Source organism: Marispirochaeta aestuarii, from assembly GCF_002087085.1.
Classification (GTDB): domain Bacteria; phylum Spirochaetota; class Spirochaetia; order JC444; family Marispirochaetaceae; genus Marispirochaeta; species Marispirochaeta aestuarii.
In genome coordinates this window covers 1-13,729 of sequence record NZ_MWQY01000009.1, presented here as the reverse complement: position 1 = coordinate 13,729, position 13,729 = coordinate 1, and the positions used below count along the sequence as shown (strand labels likewise).

The window sequence follows — 13,729 nt, the reverse complement described above, 5'->3', positions numbered from 1 at the left end:
CCCGATGGAAACAGAGATAAGCCTGCCGGCAGGTTCCTCCAGGGAGGACCTCGACCGTACAATACGACAAAGGTTCGGAACCGGACCCTACCGCATCCTCAGGCAGAGCCTGGACGCCCGCAGGAAGCCGAAGCTCTTCTGGAAATACCGGATTTCAACCGGTGTCCTTCCTGTATCTCCCTCCCCGGAGCATCTTCTTCCTGTGGCGCGCCGTCAGGGGCGGGGAAGGGCCGTGGTGGTGGGCTCCGGCCCCGCCGGGTTCTTTGCTGCTGATATTCTGAATCGTGCAGGTTTCTCCGTTACCCTGCTGGAACAGGGCCCCCCGGCCCGGGAGCGCCGCGGAGATATCCTCTCCTTTGAGAAGGGCGGACCCCTTCTGGACAGATCGAATTACGCCTTCGGAGAGGGCGGGGCGGGGACCTTCTCTGACGGAAAACTGACAAGCCGTACCAAACATATATCCATGGAGCGGGAGTATATCCGCCTCCGCTACGTGCAGTACGGTGCCCCGGAGGAGATCCTCTGGATGGCTCATCCGCACATTGGAAGCAACAATCTCTTTACCCTGGTACAGCAGGGGCGACAGGATCTGCTGGAGAGGGGCGTGGATGTGCGCTTCCGACAGCGTGTTGTCGACCTGCTCATGCACAGGGGCCGCTGTTCGGGGGTAAGAACCGATACTGATGAGTTCCCCGCGGATTACACCCTTCTGGCCCCGGGGCATTCGGCGTTTCCCCTCTTCCGCAGACTCTATGCCCGGGGCGCCGGGTTTCAGAGCAAGGGCTTTTCCCTGGGCTTCAGGATCGAACATCCCCGGGAACTGATCAACCGTGCCCAGTGGGGGAGGGAGTCGGTCCCGGGCCTCAAGGCTGCCGAGTATCGTTTGGCGGCGAAAGCGGAGTCGGGACGGGGAATCTACACCTTCTGTATGTGCCCCGGTGGTTTTGTGGTTCCTGCGGCCTGGAGGGAAGGGCTCAACATCGTAAACGGGGTGTCCATGTATGAGCGCAGCAGCCCCTGGTCCAACGCAGCGGTCCTGGCAGCTGTTAAGCCTGAGGAAATCTTCCCGAAAGCCGATACTCCCATGGCGGTGCTGGACAGTCTTGAAGCTCTGGAAGCCCGGGCCTTTGAGCATCTTGGGGCATATCAGGTTCCCGGGACCCTTCCGCCGGGACTCCCCGGGGGCCGGCTCTACAGCTCTCTGCCGCAATCGAGTTTTCCTTTTCCTGTAGTTCCTCTGGACTATCGGCAGCTCTACCCCGAATGGCTTCTGCAGGATCTTTCCGACGGGATATCCCGCTTTGCCCGGCAGATCAGGGGTTTTGATACCGGTCTTATTCTGGGCCTCGAAACGACAAGTTCCGCCGCTCTGAAAATCCTGCGCAGTGATTCAGGAGAAGTTCTCGGCATTCCGGGGCTCTATATCGCCGGTGAAGGCAGCGGTTCTGCCGGAGGCATTATGAGTTCCGCGGTTGACGGGCTCAGGATCGCTTTACAGACAGGTGCCTGATAATTCCTGATCTTACCGGAACCTCCTCTTTATAATCCTGACTTCAGTTATTTTCTCTTTTTTTCTTGACACTAAGTCTCATTATAGTATAATGAGAAGTCCACGATGTGGAATGTATGTATCACATAATGGAACATAAATCCAAAGGAGAGAAGAGATGAAAAAAATTGTTCTGTTCGTCTGTGTGCTGAGTCTGGTGTTTTCCGTCGTACTGATGGCGGAAGGTCAAAAGGAGAGTGAAAGCGCTGCTGCTGAAAAAACCTATGTCTTTAAATATTCCAATTCACAATCAGATTCCCACCCCCGAAGTCAGTCCATGTTCTTTTTCAAGGACAAGCTGGAAAAAGCCAGTAATGGACGTATAAAGGTTGAGCTGTATACCGGCGGCGTCCTCGGAACTGAAGCTGAAGTTCTTGACCAGGTAAAAATCGGCACTATTCAGGGATGCCGGGGCGGACTTTTTGAGAGGGCCAGCGGCATGTATCTGATTTATACCCTGCCCTTTATGTTCGAAAATATCGATCAGGTTCTCAAGGTTATGAACAGTGATTTTGGAGCCAAAGTCAACGAAAGCGCCATGGAGAACGGGCTCTATATACCCGCAACCGGTGTAGCCGGAGGATTCAGAAACATTACCAACAGCAAACGCCCCATCAGAACTGTAGAGGATGTTCGCGGCCTCAAGATGAGGACGCCTCCCATAGATATGACCATCAAAACCTTTAAAGCTATTGGTGCAAACCCTCAGCAGGTTGCCTACACCGAAACCTATATGGCCCTGAAAACCGGTGTGGTCGACGGACAGGAAAACCCCTTTTCCAACACCGTGGACATGAAGTTCTATGAACCCCAGCGCTATCTCTCAGTTGTCAACTGGCAGGTGCATCCCGATCCCTTCTATGTGAATCCGGACTGGTATAAGTCCCTGCCCGAAGATCTGAAAGCAGTATTCGATTCCGTTGCAGAGGCCACCATGGACTATTCCAACGAACTGTGGCTGAGTTCCGAAAAGGACTATTACCTGGTTCTGCAGGAAAAACTGGAAGTAAACGAAATCGATTCCGCTGCCCGGGAAGGCTTCGTAAAAGCTGTCAAGCCGGTATGGCAGGGCTATGTGGATGAAGGGCTTTTTACCTGGGACGAGATCAACGAAGTTCTTGCAATAGCAAATAAGTAAATCACAAAACCGCTGCATCTCCGGACCTGTGTCCGGGGATGCGGCATATCAAAGCGATTTCGTTTTCGAGGTTTGAATATCTATGAAAGGAATAACCGCCGTTGAAAAACAGATCAGTTCTTTCCTGGAGGCTGTTGTCACAGCCTTTTTCGGATTGATTCTGCTTTTGACAATTCTGCTTGTGATCCTGCGATACCTTTTCAATACCTCCATAGTCGGAGGTAATGAGCTCATGGAGTTTCTCTTTATCTATACTACTGCGCTGGGCGCTGCGGTCTCCCTGGGAAAGCGGAGCCATATCAAAGTGACCTACTTTGTCGATCAGCTGCCGCCGTTTTCCCGGGCCGTGGTTGATACCTTTTCTCTGCTTCTTGTTCTGTTAATCAATGTCGTCCTGTTACGCCTGAGTTTTCCCTGGATTGCCAAGGTCGGCGACGCGGCTTCTCCGGTACTGAGGCTGCCGTCCTGGGTGGCGATGATCAGCGTCCCCATCGGCTGTTCCCTGGCAGTACTGTACTGTGCTTACGATATATACAAAATATGGCGGTTTCATGATTCCGCAAAGGGAGAGGAAGCATGAGTGTTCTCCTTATCAGCCTGCTGATTCTTCTTGTTATCGGTGTTCCCATAGCCTATTCCCTGGGAATTTCTTCCTTCCTCTATTTTATTCTCATTCATCCGGAACTGATTGCCATACTGCCCCAGCGCCTGTTCGCGGGGATGAACTCCTATACAATGATAGCCCTGCCCCTTTTCTGTCTGATGGGTTTTCTCATGAACGAGGGAGGTATTACCCGCAGGCTTATCGATTTTTCCCTGCTCTTTGTCGGACGCCTCAGGGGTGGTCTGGGACTGGTTAATGTTCTGGCCAGTATGATTTTCGGCGGTATTTCCGGATCTTCAGTATCCGATACCGCATCCATCGGAGCCGTTCTTATTCCGGAGATGGAGAACAAGGGATACTCTCCTGAATTTGCAAGCGGCATAACCGTTGCCTCCTCCACCATGGGAATGATTATTCCCCCCAGTGTGCCGATGGTCGTGTATGCTCTGGCCGCCGAGGAGTCCGTTGGACGGCTCTTCCTGGGAAGCCTGTTTCCAGGGCTCATGATCGGCATTCTGATGCTGGTTATAACCGTTGGAATTTCTTCCTTCAGGAAATTCCCCAGGGAGGAGTTCAGTCTTGATAAGAAAAAGAAGATCGAGACCTTTAACAGGGCGATCCTGGCCCTGATAATGCCCCTTTTTGTGATCGGCTCCGTGGTTTTCGGTATCGCCACCGCCACCGAATCCGCAGGAATAGGTGTTCTGTATGCCTTTGTCGTGGGGACCGTAATATTCAGAACCCTGAAGATCAAAAAAATCCCGAAACTCATGAAGGATGCCATCATGACAAGCGCCAATGTCATGATAATAATTGCCCTGTCAAAGCTCTATATCTGGATTCTTGCCATCGAGCATGTACCCCAGCAGTTGTCCATGTTCATCAGCCAGCTGAATATGCCGGGGGTCTGGATCATAATAGCTGTAAACCTGGTAATCCTTGTTTCAGGGACCTTCATCGATGTGAGTCCCGCAATTCTTCTGCTGACCCCGGTACTGCTGCCCATAGTGCAGAGCTTCGGAATGAATCCCGTGCAGTTCGGGGTCCTTCTGATCTCCGGACTGGCAGTCGGTCTTGTTACACCGCCTGTGGGAATGTGTCTCAATGTTGCTTCTGCCATATCGGGGCTGCGTATCGGAAAAATCTTCTATGGTGCAATGCCGTTTCTGGCGGCCAATTTGATAACCCTTTTGCTCATCAGCTTTGTTCCCCAGTTAACTCTGTGGCTGCCGGAATTATTGATGAAATAATAACTCTACAAGGAGAACACAATGGATGTTCGTTATGCAGTACATCCCGAACACGGGAAGACCTTTGATACATCGGCTCTGCGCAGGCATTTTCTGATCGATGACCTGTTTGCCCCCGGAGAGATCCGCCTTACCTACAGTCATGTGGACAGAATAATAGCCGGAAGTGCGGTACCCCTCAACGAGGCACTTTCTCTTGAAGCGGGAAGTGAACTCGGGGCTGATTTCTTTTTCCAGCGAAGGGAGGCGGGGATCATCAACATCGGGGGACCGGGCAGAATCGTCACGGAAGAGACGACCTATAAGCTCGGCCCCCGGGACGGGCTCTATCTTGGGGCGGGAACGAAAGAGGTCCGCTTCGAAAGCGGATCCTCCGATAATCCTGCGAATTTTTATATCAACAGCGCTCCGGCCCACAAATCATGTCCTTCCAGGATAATCACCCTGAAGGATGCCAAAGAGGTCAATCTCGGGTCCCGGGAAGAATCGAATGAGCGGACCATTCACCAGTATGTGCATCCCGATGTGGTGGCGAGCTGTCAGCTGGTAATGGGGATGACCCTGCTTAAAGAGGGCTCCATCTGGAACACCATGCCCGCCCATACCCATGATCGTCGAATGGAGGTGTATCTCTACTTCGGTATGGAGGAAAACACGCGGGTATTCCATTTTATCGGGGAACCCTCCGAAACCAGGCACATTATCGTTAAAAACAAGGAGGCGCTTATAATGCCCAGCTGGTCGATCCATTCCGGCGTCGGAACCGGACGCTACGCTTTTATCTGGGGCATGGTTGGCGAAAACCAGACATTCACGGATATGGACCATATAGCCATGGAAGCTCTCAAATAAGGAACAAGGAGAAGAAAGGTGAGCCTGTCATTTGATCTCAGTGGAAAAGTTGCAATCGTAACCGGTGCATCCACCGGACTTGGTCAGGGAATGGCCCTGGGGCTGGCAGCCGCAGGGGCTGATATTGTAGGTGTGGATTATGTTGAATCCCAGGAGACCGCCGCTCTTGTTGATAAATCAGGAAGGAGATACCTGGAAATCAAAGCCGACCTGATGAGTATTGAACCGATAGATGGAATTATTGAGAAGGCGGTCAAAGAATTCGGCAGAATCGATATTCTTGTCAACAATGCAGGCATTATACGGCGGGAGGACTCGATAAATTTCAGCGAGAAGGACTGGGATGATGTCATGAACATCAACGTCAAAACGGTCTTTTTCATGAGCCAGGCCGCGGCCCGGCAGTTCATCAAACAGAAACAGGGCGGCAAGATCATAAACATTGCATCCATGCTTTCGTTTCAGGGAGGTATCAGGGTTCCTTCCTATACCGCGAGTAAAAGCGGGGTTATGGGAATAACCCGTCTGATGGCCAACGAATGGGCAAAGTACAATATCAATGTGAATGCCCTTGCCCCCGGTTATATGGCCACAAACAACACGGCACCTCTCCGCGCAGACAAAGAGCGGAGTGCGGAAATACTGGGACGTATACCCGCGGGACGCTGGGGGCTTCCGGAAGACCTGCAGGGACCGGTTGTATTTCTGGCGTCGCCGGCTTCGGATTACATTCAGGGCTATACCATTGCAGTCGACGGTGGTTGGCTGGCCCGATAGATGAAAAAGATTTCAAAAAGTTGTATGGTTGATGGGTTGATTGTCAGACCCGGAAGGAGTAACACCTAACATGAGCGTACAATCCATCGACCGTACCTTTGATATCCTTGAGTTGCTGTCGCATTTTGAAAGCGGACTCTCTCTTACCGAGATCAGCGAAAAGATCGATCTGCCCAAGAGCACGGTGCATCGTCTGCTGAAGGTGCTCAGGGACCGTAACTACATTGAAAAGAGCGAATCTCCGAATGTCTACCGTCTGGGGCTCGCCTTTATCGAGCTGTGCAGCGGCCTGCTCAACAGTCTCGAGCTTAAGACCGAGGCTCAGGTTTACCTTCGAAAACTGATGCAGCAGACCGGGCAGGTGGTTTTTCTGGCGATACAGCAGGACGGTGAGGTGGTCTATATCGACAAGACGGAAAAGCACAACGAGATACGGGACTACTGTTTTATAGGACAGCGACGCCCCCTGTATTGTACGGCTCTGGGAAAATCTCTGCTAACCGGCTGCTCTGATGACGAGATACGGGAGATCGTCGACCCCGCTGCCATGAGCCGGTTCACAGACAATACCATCACCGACGTGGAATCCCTGATACGGGAGATTCATATCTCCCGGGAGAGGGGGTACTCCATCGATAATGAAGAGGTGGAGCTGGGGATGAAATGCGTCTCCGCCCCCATCCTGGACTACCGGAATATGGTTATTGCCGCCGTAAGTACCTCCTGGGACCTGTCCTATACGGAGGCTGATGTAACCGAGCGTAATGCCCGGCTTGTCATGGAAACTGCCAGATCCATCAGTCTTCGCATGGGGTACAGGGGCAGGACACCGGTTTATGGTTGACAGGGGGGGCTCTTTTTAGTATCTAATAATATAAAGCTGTGACGAAGACGAGTATCTTCGGGTGCGGATCACCAGAGAGGGCGGCCGTTTGGTAGATGGCTGGAAGCCGCCTGTTCCGTCCGGGGAGAAAACCCCTTCCGAGCTGCAGGCTGAACGGAGACTGTCTCCCATTAAGCTGTGCCGGAGAAACTTCCGCCGTAGGGTGATGCCTTCCGCTCTGAAGAGCGGGAAAAGGGAAGAATTGAGGGCGCCGTCAGTCGTACCCGTAAAAGGAAAATAGACTGCCAACGGCGAAGTAAGGTGGAACCGCGGAGAGCCTTCAGGCCTTCGTCCTTACCTGTACGACCGTATCAGGGGTCGTGGGTGGGATGAGCCCTGAAGGCTTTTTGTATATTGGGAACCTCTGAAAGCGTGGTATTTTTTTCATAGTCAGGGAGGAAAGGTTTTGTAGCGCCCGCAAACTCTTGTGATAACAAGTGGTGAGGACCGCGGGAAATCTTGACGACGCAGAATGTGGGAAAAAGAATAGTTTTCAGAGATGCCCAAAAGAACCAACAGGATAAAGCGAGGTGCTTCAATGAGCAAAGAGGATATCAAAGCGGCAGAATCCAAGGCAGACGCCAAAGAGGAGAAACTTCACCGGATACGCCACTCCATGGCCCATGTAATGGCCGAGGCGGTGCTGCAGATGTTTCCGGACGGAAAGGTCGCCATCGGGCCGGCCATAGAGAACGGTTTTTATTACGATTTTGATCTTCCCCGTTCCCTGAAAGAGGAGGACCTGGAAGATATTACCCTGCGCATGCAGGAGATCATCAGGAAGGGACTTTCCTTTGAGAGAAGGGTTATAACCAGGGAGGACGCCCTGGAGCGATTTGCCGACCAGCCCTACAAGGTAGAGCTTATCAACGAACTGCCGGAGGGCGAGGAGATCTCGATCTACAGCCAGGGGGATTTTACCGACCTGTGCCGGGGGCCTCATGTGGAGAGCACCTCGAAGCTGAATCCTCAAAGTTTCAAGCTCCTCTCCATTGCAGGTGCCTACTGGAGGGGAGACGAAAAGCGTCCCATGCTGCAGCGTATCTATGGAACCGCCTGGACCAATCCCAAGGACCTGAGGCTTTATCTTCAGCAGCTGGAGGAGCTGGAAAAGCGGGACCACCGGAAGGTCGGACGGGAACTGGATCTCTTCAGCACCCATGAAGAGGCGGGGCCCGGACTCGTGTACTGGCATCCCAAAGGGGCTCGCATCCGGGTGGCCATCGAAGATTTCTGGCGGGACGAGCATCGCAAAAACGGCTATGAGTTCCTCTTTACCCCCCATGTGGGTAAATCCTGGCTCTGGGAAACCTCCGGACACCTGGATTTCTACGCCGAAGGCATGTACCCCGAGATGATCATGGATAAGGCCAACTATTATGCCAAGCCCATGAACTGCCCTTTTCATATAATGATCTACAAGACCAACAAGCACTCCTACCGGGAGCTGCCCTTCCGCTGGGCGGAGCTGGGAACGGTCTATCGCTATGAAAAGTCGGGAACCCTCCACGGGCTCTTGCGGGTTCGTGGATTTACCCAGGACGATGCGCATATTTTCTGTACCCCCGAGCAGGTGGAGGACGAAATCCTCGAAGTACTGCGCTTTTCTCTCCATATGCTCAGGTCCTTCGGATTCAAGGATATTCAGGCCTACCTTTCAACCATGCCCGAGAAGGCCGTGGGAGATCCCGATCAGTGGAAGCTGGCGGAAGAATCCCTCAGAAAAGCCATTGAAGCAGAGGGGCTGGAGTATGAGGTGGATGAAGGGGGAGGAGCCTTCTACGGACCCAAGATCGACCTTAAGATCAAGGATGCCCTGGGCCGCTCCTGGCAGCTTTCAACGGTTCAGTTCGATTTCAACGAACCTGAACGTTTTAACATGACCTACACCGACAAGTCCGGTGCCGAGAAACGTCCCTACATGGTGCACCGTGCCCTGCTGGGATCTCTTGAACGATTTTTCGGCGTACTGATAGAACACTACGGCGGGGCTTTTCCGGTCTGGCTTGCCCCGACCCAGATTATGGTTATCCCCGTGGCCGCCGCCTTTGAAGAGTATGCCGACACTGTCTACAGGCAACTCAAGGAGGCAGGATTCCGGGTCGATCTTGACGACAGTGATGACAGGCTGAATGCCAAGATTCGAAACGCCCAGCAGGACAAGATTCCCTACATGCTGATTCTGGGAGAAAAAGAGGCCGAAGCCGGGGCTGTATCTGTACGCTTCAGAAGCGGAAAACAGGAGAACGGAATACCCCTTAATGACTTTATAGCCAGGACAAACTCGGTTATTTCTGACAAAAAGGAACTCTAGGGGCCTGGCATGAGGGATTATATCGGCGAACTGAAAGGCATGACCCGGGAGTATCAGCTTTTGAACGAATCCTCGGCGATCCTTGCCTGGGACCAGGAAACCTATATTCCCCCGGCGGCCCTGCCGGAGAGGGGAGAACAGCTGGCTCTGCTGCAATCCCTGGCACATAAAAAACTTACCTCCCCAAGGGTTGGAGAACTTCTTGCAGCCTGCGGTTGCAGTGATGACGCACCCTGGGGTTCAGCCGGGGCGGATACCCGGGACGGAGCCTATCTGCGGGAGCTCTATCGTGCATATACACGGCAGATCCGGATTCCCTCGACCCTTGTAGAAGCCATTGCCCGGGCCACCAGTGCGGGGCAGGCTGCCTGGGCTGAGGCGAGGGGAAAAAACGATTTTGCCCTCTTTAAGCCGTATCTGGAAAAAGTTCTCTCCCTGGTAGTGGAGAAGGCCCAGGCCGTGGGGTACCAGGATCATCCCTATGATGCGCTCCTGGATGAGTACGAACCATGGATGACCACATCGGAGATCTCCCGGGTTTTTTCCGGTCTGGAATCCTCTTTAAAGGGTCTCGCTTCCCGGATATCAGAAAGACCCCAGGTTGACGACGCATTCCTCTATCAGTCCTTCAGCCTGGAAAAACAGCGGAAATTTGCCCGTCAGATTGTAAAAGAGCTGGGATTTGATTTTTCCGGGGGCCGAATCGACGAAACCGCTCATCCCTTTACCACAACCCTGGGTGCCCGGGACGTGCGCATAACCGGCCGCTTTCGGGAGGAATACTTCGGGACCGGGCTGTTCGGTCTTATTCACGAAACGGGACATGCTCTGTATGAGCAGGGTTTTGATGAAGAAATAACGGGAAATATCCTGGCCACCGGAACGTCCCTGGGGATTCATGAAAGCCAGTCCCGTACCTGGGAGAACGTGGTCGGGCGCAGCCGGGCCTTCTGGGAACACTACCTGCCCCTCGCCAGGGAGTATTTTCCCTCCCAGTTTAAAGATGTCGGGCTGGATACGTTTTATCGGGGAATCAACAGGGTTTCTCCCACCCATATCCGAATAGATGCGGATGAGGTAACCTACGGCCTCCATATTATCCTGCGTTTCAGGCTCGAACTGGCCCTGGTAAGGGGAGACTTGAAGGTGGATGATCTTACCGGCGCCTGGCGGGAGGCCTCCAGAGATCTTCTCGGGATAGAACCGGAGACAAGTGCAGAGGGAGAACTCCAGGACATACACTGGTCCATGGGAGCTATCGGATATTTTCCCACCTATGCTCTGGGAAATCTGTACGGTGCCCAGTTCTGGGCCGCCTTTGAGAATACGGTACATGATACCGATACTTTAATCAGGAACGGTGATTTCCCGGTTCTTCGAAACTGGCTCCGGGATTCAATACATCGTCATGGCGCATCAAAAACTGCCGGGGAACTGTGCAGGGAAGTAAGCGGAGAAGACTTGAAGCCTGATTTTCTTCAGGACTATCTGGAGAACAAGTATCGGGGGATTTACGGATTCTGATTCAGATCTGGAGGACCAGAGGTGGAATTGCTGAGGAACCCCTTTTTCTGGGTCTATCTTTCAGGCCTGGCGGCGGGCTGTTCCCTGGGGTACCTTTTTAAAAGACTCTCTAAAGACAAAAGCGGCGGTACCGGTTTCGCTCTTTTTCTCAGTGTAGCACTGACGGCCTTCAGCTCAGGAATAGTTGTATCGCCGGATTTTCTTTCCGCTCCTGTTCTTCTCCTGCTGCCCTTTACCGGTGCTGCTGTAATCGGATTTCTCATCGGACGTTTTCCTTTTGCATCATTTCCTCCGGTTCTGCTGGTTTTCGGAGCTCTTTATCTGCTGGTATACCTTCAGATACAGAATGAACCGGGAATACCTGTGCATGAGTATCCCCTGCGGATCTCGGTTCTCAGGTTTACCGATACCGGAAGCGTGCTGGAACTGAGTCATCGGGGTAAGGCGCAACTGATCGAAATTGAAGGAGAAAGTTTTTCCATTGAGGGAGAATCGATCAGCCTGACTCCGTATGTACCATGGCCCCGGCGGGAGTATCTGTATGCGAGAGGCCTTGTAACCGAAGCGGGCGAGGAGGTCTCTCTTTCTGAGTTTCAGGAAGACAGGCCTGTTTTAGACCTGTCAGAGGTTCTCTCTCACTTGATGGGAGACCTGGGCATCTGGCACAGAGCGAACCTCTCAAAGGGTTTTTTCAATATCCATCTACTTCAATCCTATACCATAGATTCCGTCTTTTTCCATTCAGAAGAAGGATACTGAAAAAAAGCGGACAAGCCCCCTATTATTTCCTGCAAAATAGTCCGATACTTGGACTGCATGATAATTACCTTTTTTAAAGAAGATGCAAAAGGGAGTTTCTGGTACTACTCGGTTCATGATCGCCAGGGAAACCTTTTTACCGAATATGCTCTCACAGTAGTGTGGGGCAGGGAGCCGAACGCAGGAAGAGAGAAGGTCTATCTCTATGAATCGGCCCGTGAAATGGACCGCGCATTGCGGTCGATTCTGCGAAAGAAGGTCTCCCAGGGCTACAAGGTCCTTTATCGATTTGCGAGAAATAAACGATACATTGCGTTGTTGCAGGAATTTGATTTTCATGCAGTGTAAGATCCTTCATTTTCTTCCTCTGATTTAAACGGAAGTCTCATGCCGCTCTTATTGACAAGGCAATCTCCGCGCTATAGGGTTTCGGTATGAACCTGCCGAATAAACTGACTGTTTTGCGGATTGTAATTACACCGCTTTTCCTGCTTTTTTTTCTTGCACCCGACTGGATCAGTGCAATGACGCTTCCCGGCACTATTATTGTCTGGCTGCTTTACCTGCTGATTGAGAGCTCCGATGTTCTGGACGGTTATATCGCGCGAAAGTACAACCTGGTTTCGGACCTGGGAAAGGTATTGGACCCTTTTGCGGATGTTCTGAGCCGCATAACCTATTTTATCTGTTTTACCGCTGCGGGAATCATGCCGGTGGTAATCCTCGCTGTACTGCTCTACAGGGAGTTCTCCATTACTTTTTTGCGAATGGTGCTTATTCGAAAAGGTGTTGCCATGGCAGCCAGTGTCTGGGGAAAACTCAAGGCCGTTACATACGCGATTGCCGGAGTTCTGGGTCTGGTGACTGTTTCCGCCTTCAGGCTGAACCTGTTCTCATCCTACCTGCATCTGTTTGAAAGGGTTACCCTGGCGGTATTCATTATGGCTGCGGTGGCATCGGTAGCTTCCTTTATTACCTATTTAAAGGCTGCTGTGCCGGTATTGCGGGATTCCTTTCAGGAGTAAGGGGTGCAGTCGATACAGGCCCTTCCGGAGAGCAGCGCCTCCCGGATAGACTTTATACTCTGCGATATTGACGACACCCTAACCCGGGACGGTTTTCTGCTGCCCCAGGCTTACGAAGCCCTGTGGTCCCTGTACCGTGCCGGGTTAAGGATTGTTCCGGTTACCGGAAGACCCGCCGGCTGGTGTGATATGATCATCAGGCAATGGCCTGTGGATGCGGTGGTTGGAGAGAACGGTGCCTTTGTCATGCTTCGGACTCAATTCGGATATGATTTGATCATGCACAGGTCGGTAGCCGGGGATGATGTACAAAAAAGGCTGAAGGATATCCGTGATTTTGTTCTGGAAGAGATTCCCGGCCTTAAGGTGGCAAGAGACCAGTCTTTTCGCTGGTTCGACCTGGCCCTGGATTTTGCGGAGGATCCTCCACGCTTCGGCATGGAGACGGCGGTCAGGATAAAGGAGTTGTGTGAATCGAAGGGTGCGACAGCAAAAATCAGCTCCATTCACGTGAACACCTGGTTCGGCGACTACAGCAAGCTGGATATGGCCAGGGAGCTGCTGGCTACTCATTACAAATTGACGGAGCAGGATCAGAAGGAACGTGTCTTTTTTTGCGGAGATTCTCCCAATGATGAGCCAATGTTCTCATTTTTTCCTCTGGCCTGCGGGGTCAGGAATATTGAACCTTTCCTGACCCTGATGAAAAACCCGCCCTCCTTTGTTACCAACAAATCACATGGAGAGGGATTTGCAGAAGCCGCCGGAATTATCCTGTCAGTTTCAAAAAGAGCCTGAATTAGTGCTTGACAATAATACAGGTTTTAACTATATTTACCTTCGTTCCCGCCAAAAGGGAACATCTTCAGAACCAGTCAACAGAGTCGATTTTCTTCAAGATTTTTCGAACCTGACACTGATACGGTTCTGCTGTTGCAGCGGAATCATCAACAGCTTTTTCAAGGAAATCCGGTAAAAACCGGCTTGACATAAAGAGGCTGTAGTGATATAACTGCGATCACGCTGAAGCGACGGGGTGATGAGCTCTGGAGGG

At 52.2% G+C, this 13,729-nt stretch carries 13 protein-coding genes; all 13 read left to right on the top strand.

Annotation, left to right across the window (positions count from 1 at the left end; translation table 11 throughout):
• Positions 1–4: 4 nt before the first annotated feature.
• The 13 genes from B4O97_RS08970 (at position 5) to B4O97_RS08915 (ending at position 13,473) form a co-directional block, all read left to right on the top strand.
• Positions 5–1,510 carry an NAD(P)/FAD-dependent oxidoreductase gene (locus B4O97_RS08970; RefSeq protein ID WP_083050186.1) on the top strand — a complete coding sequence of 502 codons (1,506 nt, stop codon included), beginning with the start codon at positions 5–7 and terminating at the stop codon, positions 1,508–1,510.
• 157 nt (positions 1,511–1,667) lie between these two features.
• Entirely contained in the window at positions 1,668–2,687 is a 1,020-nt protein-coding gene (locus B4O97_RS08965; RefSeq protein ID WP_083050185.1) for a TRAP transporter substrate-binding protein, read from the top strand.
• 82 nt (positions 2,688–2,769) lie between these two features.
• The gene (locus B4O97_RS08960; RefSeq protein ID WP_083050183.1) at positions 2,770–3,267 is read left to right on the top strand and encodes a TRAP transporter small permease; all 498 of its coding nucleotides are present in this window, start codon (positions 2,770–2,772) and stop codon (positions 3,265–3,267) included.
• Positions 3,264–4,541 carry a TRAP transporter large permease gene (locus B4O97_RS08955; protein WP_083050179.1) on the top strand — a complete coding sequence of 426 codons (1,278 nt, stop codon included), beginning with the start codon at positions 3,264–3,266 and terminating at the stop codon, positions 4,539–4,541. Before B4O97_RS08960 ends, B4O97_RS08955 begins: the two co-directional genes overlap by 4 nt.
• A gap of 21 nt (positions 4,542–4,562) precedes the next feature.
• Positions 4,563–5,393: a 5-dehydro-4-deoxy-D-glucuronate isomerase gene (gene kduI / locus B4O97_RS19245; protein ID WP_096348869.1), complete on the top strand. Its 831-nt coding sequence runs from the start codon at positions 4,563–4,565 to the stop codon at positions 5,391–5,393.
• An 18-nt stretch (positions 5,394–5,411) separates the two neighbouring features.
• Positions 5,412–6,170, top strand: a complete 759-nt coding sequence (gene kduD, locus B4O97_RS19240) for a 2-dehydro-3-deoxy-D-gluconate 5-dehydrogenase KduD (protein WP_096348868.1) — start codon at positions 5,412–5,414, stop codon at positions 6,168–6,170.
• Positions 6,171–6,240: 70 nt separating this feature from the next.
• Positions 6,241–7,014 carry an IclR family transcriptional regulator gene (locus tag B4O97_RS08945; protein WP_083050177.1) on the top strand — a complete coding sequence of 258 codons (774 nt, stop codon included), beginning with the start codon at positions 6,241–6,243 and terminating at the stop codon, positions 7,012–7,014.
• A gap of 577 nt (positions 7,015–7,591) precedes the next feature.
• Positions 7,592–9,367, top strand: a complete 1,776-nt coding sequence (gene thrS, locus B4O97_RS08940) for a threonine--tRNA ligase (protein WP_083050176.1) — start codon at positions 7,592–7,594, stop codon at positions 9,365–9,367.
• 9 nt (positions 9,368–9,376) lie between these two features.
• The gene (locus B4O97_RS08935) at positions 9,377–10,891 is read left to right on the top strand and encodes a carboxypeptidase M32 (RefSeq protein WP_083050168.1); all 1,515 of its coding nucleotides are present in this window, start codon (positions 9,377–9,379) and stop codon (positions 10,889–10,891) included.
• Between the two features lie 21 nt (positions 10,892–10,912).
• The gene (locus tag B4O97_RS08930) at positions 10,913–11,650 is read left to right on the top strand and encodes a hypothetical protein (RefSeq protein WP_083050166.1); all 738 of its coding nucleotides are present in this window, start codon (positions 10,913–10,915) and stop codon (positions 11,648–11,650) included.
• A 57-nt stretch (positions 11,651–11,707) separates the two neighbouring features.
• Positions 11,708–11,998: a WGR domain-containing protein gene (locus tag B4O97_RS08925; protein ID WP_083050164.1), complete on the top strand. Its 291-nt coding sequence runs from the start codon at positions 11,708–11,710 to the stop codon at positions 11,996–11,998.
• A gap of 86 nt (positions 11,999–12,084) precedes the next feature.
• Complete coding sequence (gene pgsA, locus B4O97_RS08920) at positions 12,085–12,675, top strand: CDP-diacylglycerol--glycerol-3-phosphate 3-phosphatidyltransferase (protein WP_083050162.1); 591 nt, start codon at positions 12,085–12,087, stop codon at positions 12,673–12,675.
• A 3-nt stretch (positions 12,676–12,678) separates the two neighbouring features.
• Positions 12,679–13,473 carry an HAD family hydrolase gene (locus B4O97_RS08915; protein ID WP_083050161.1) on the top strand — a complete coding sequence of 265 codons (795 nt, stop codon included), beginning with the start codon at positions 12,679–12,681 and terminating at the stop codon, positions 13,471–13,473.
• Positions 13,474–13,729: the final 256 nt, after the last annotated feature.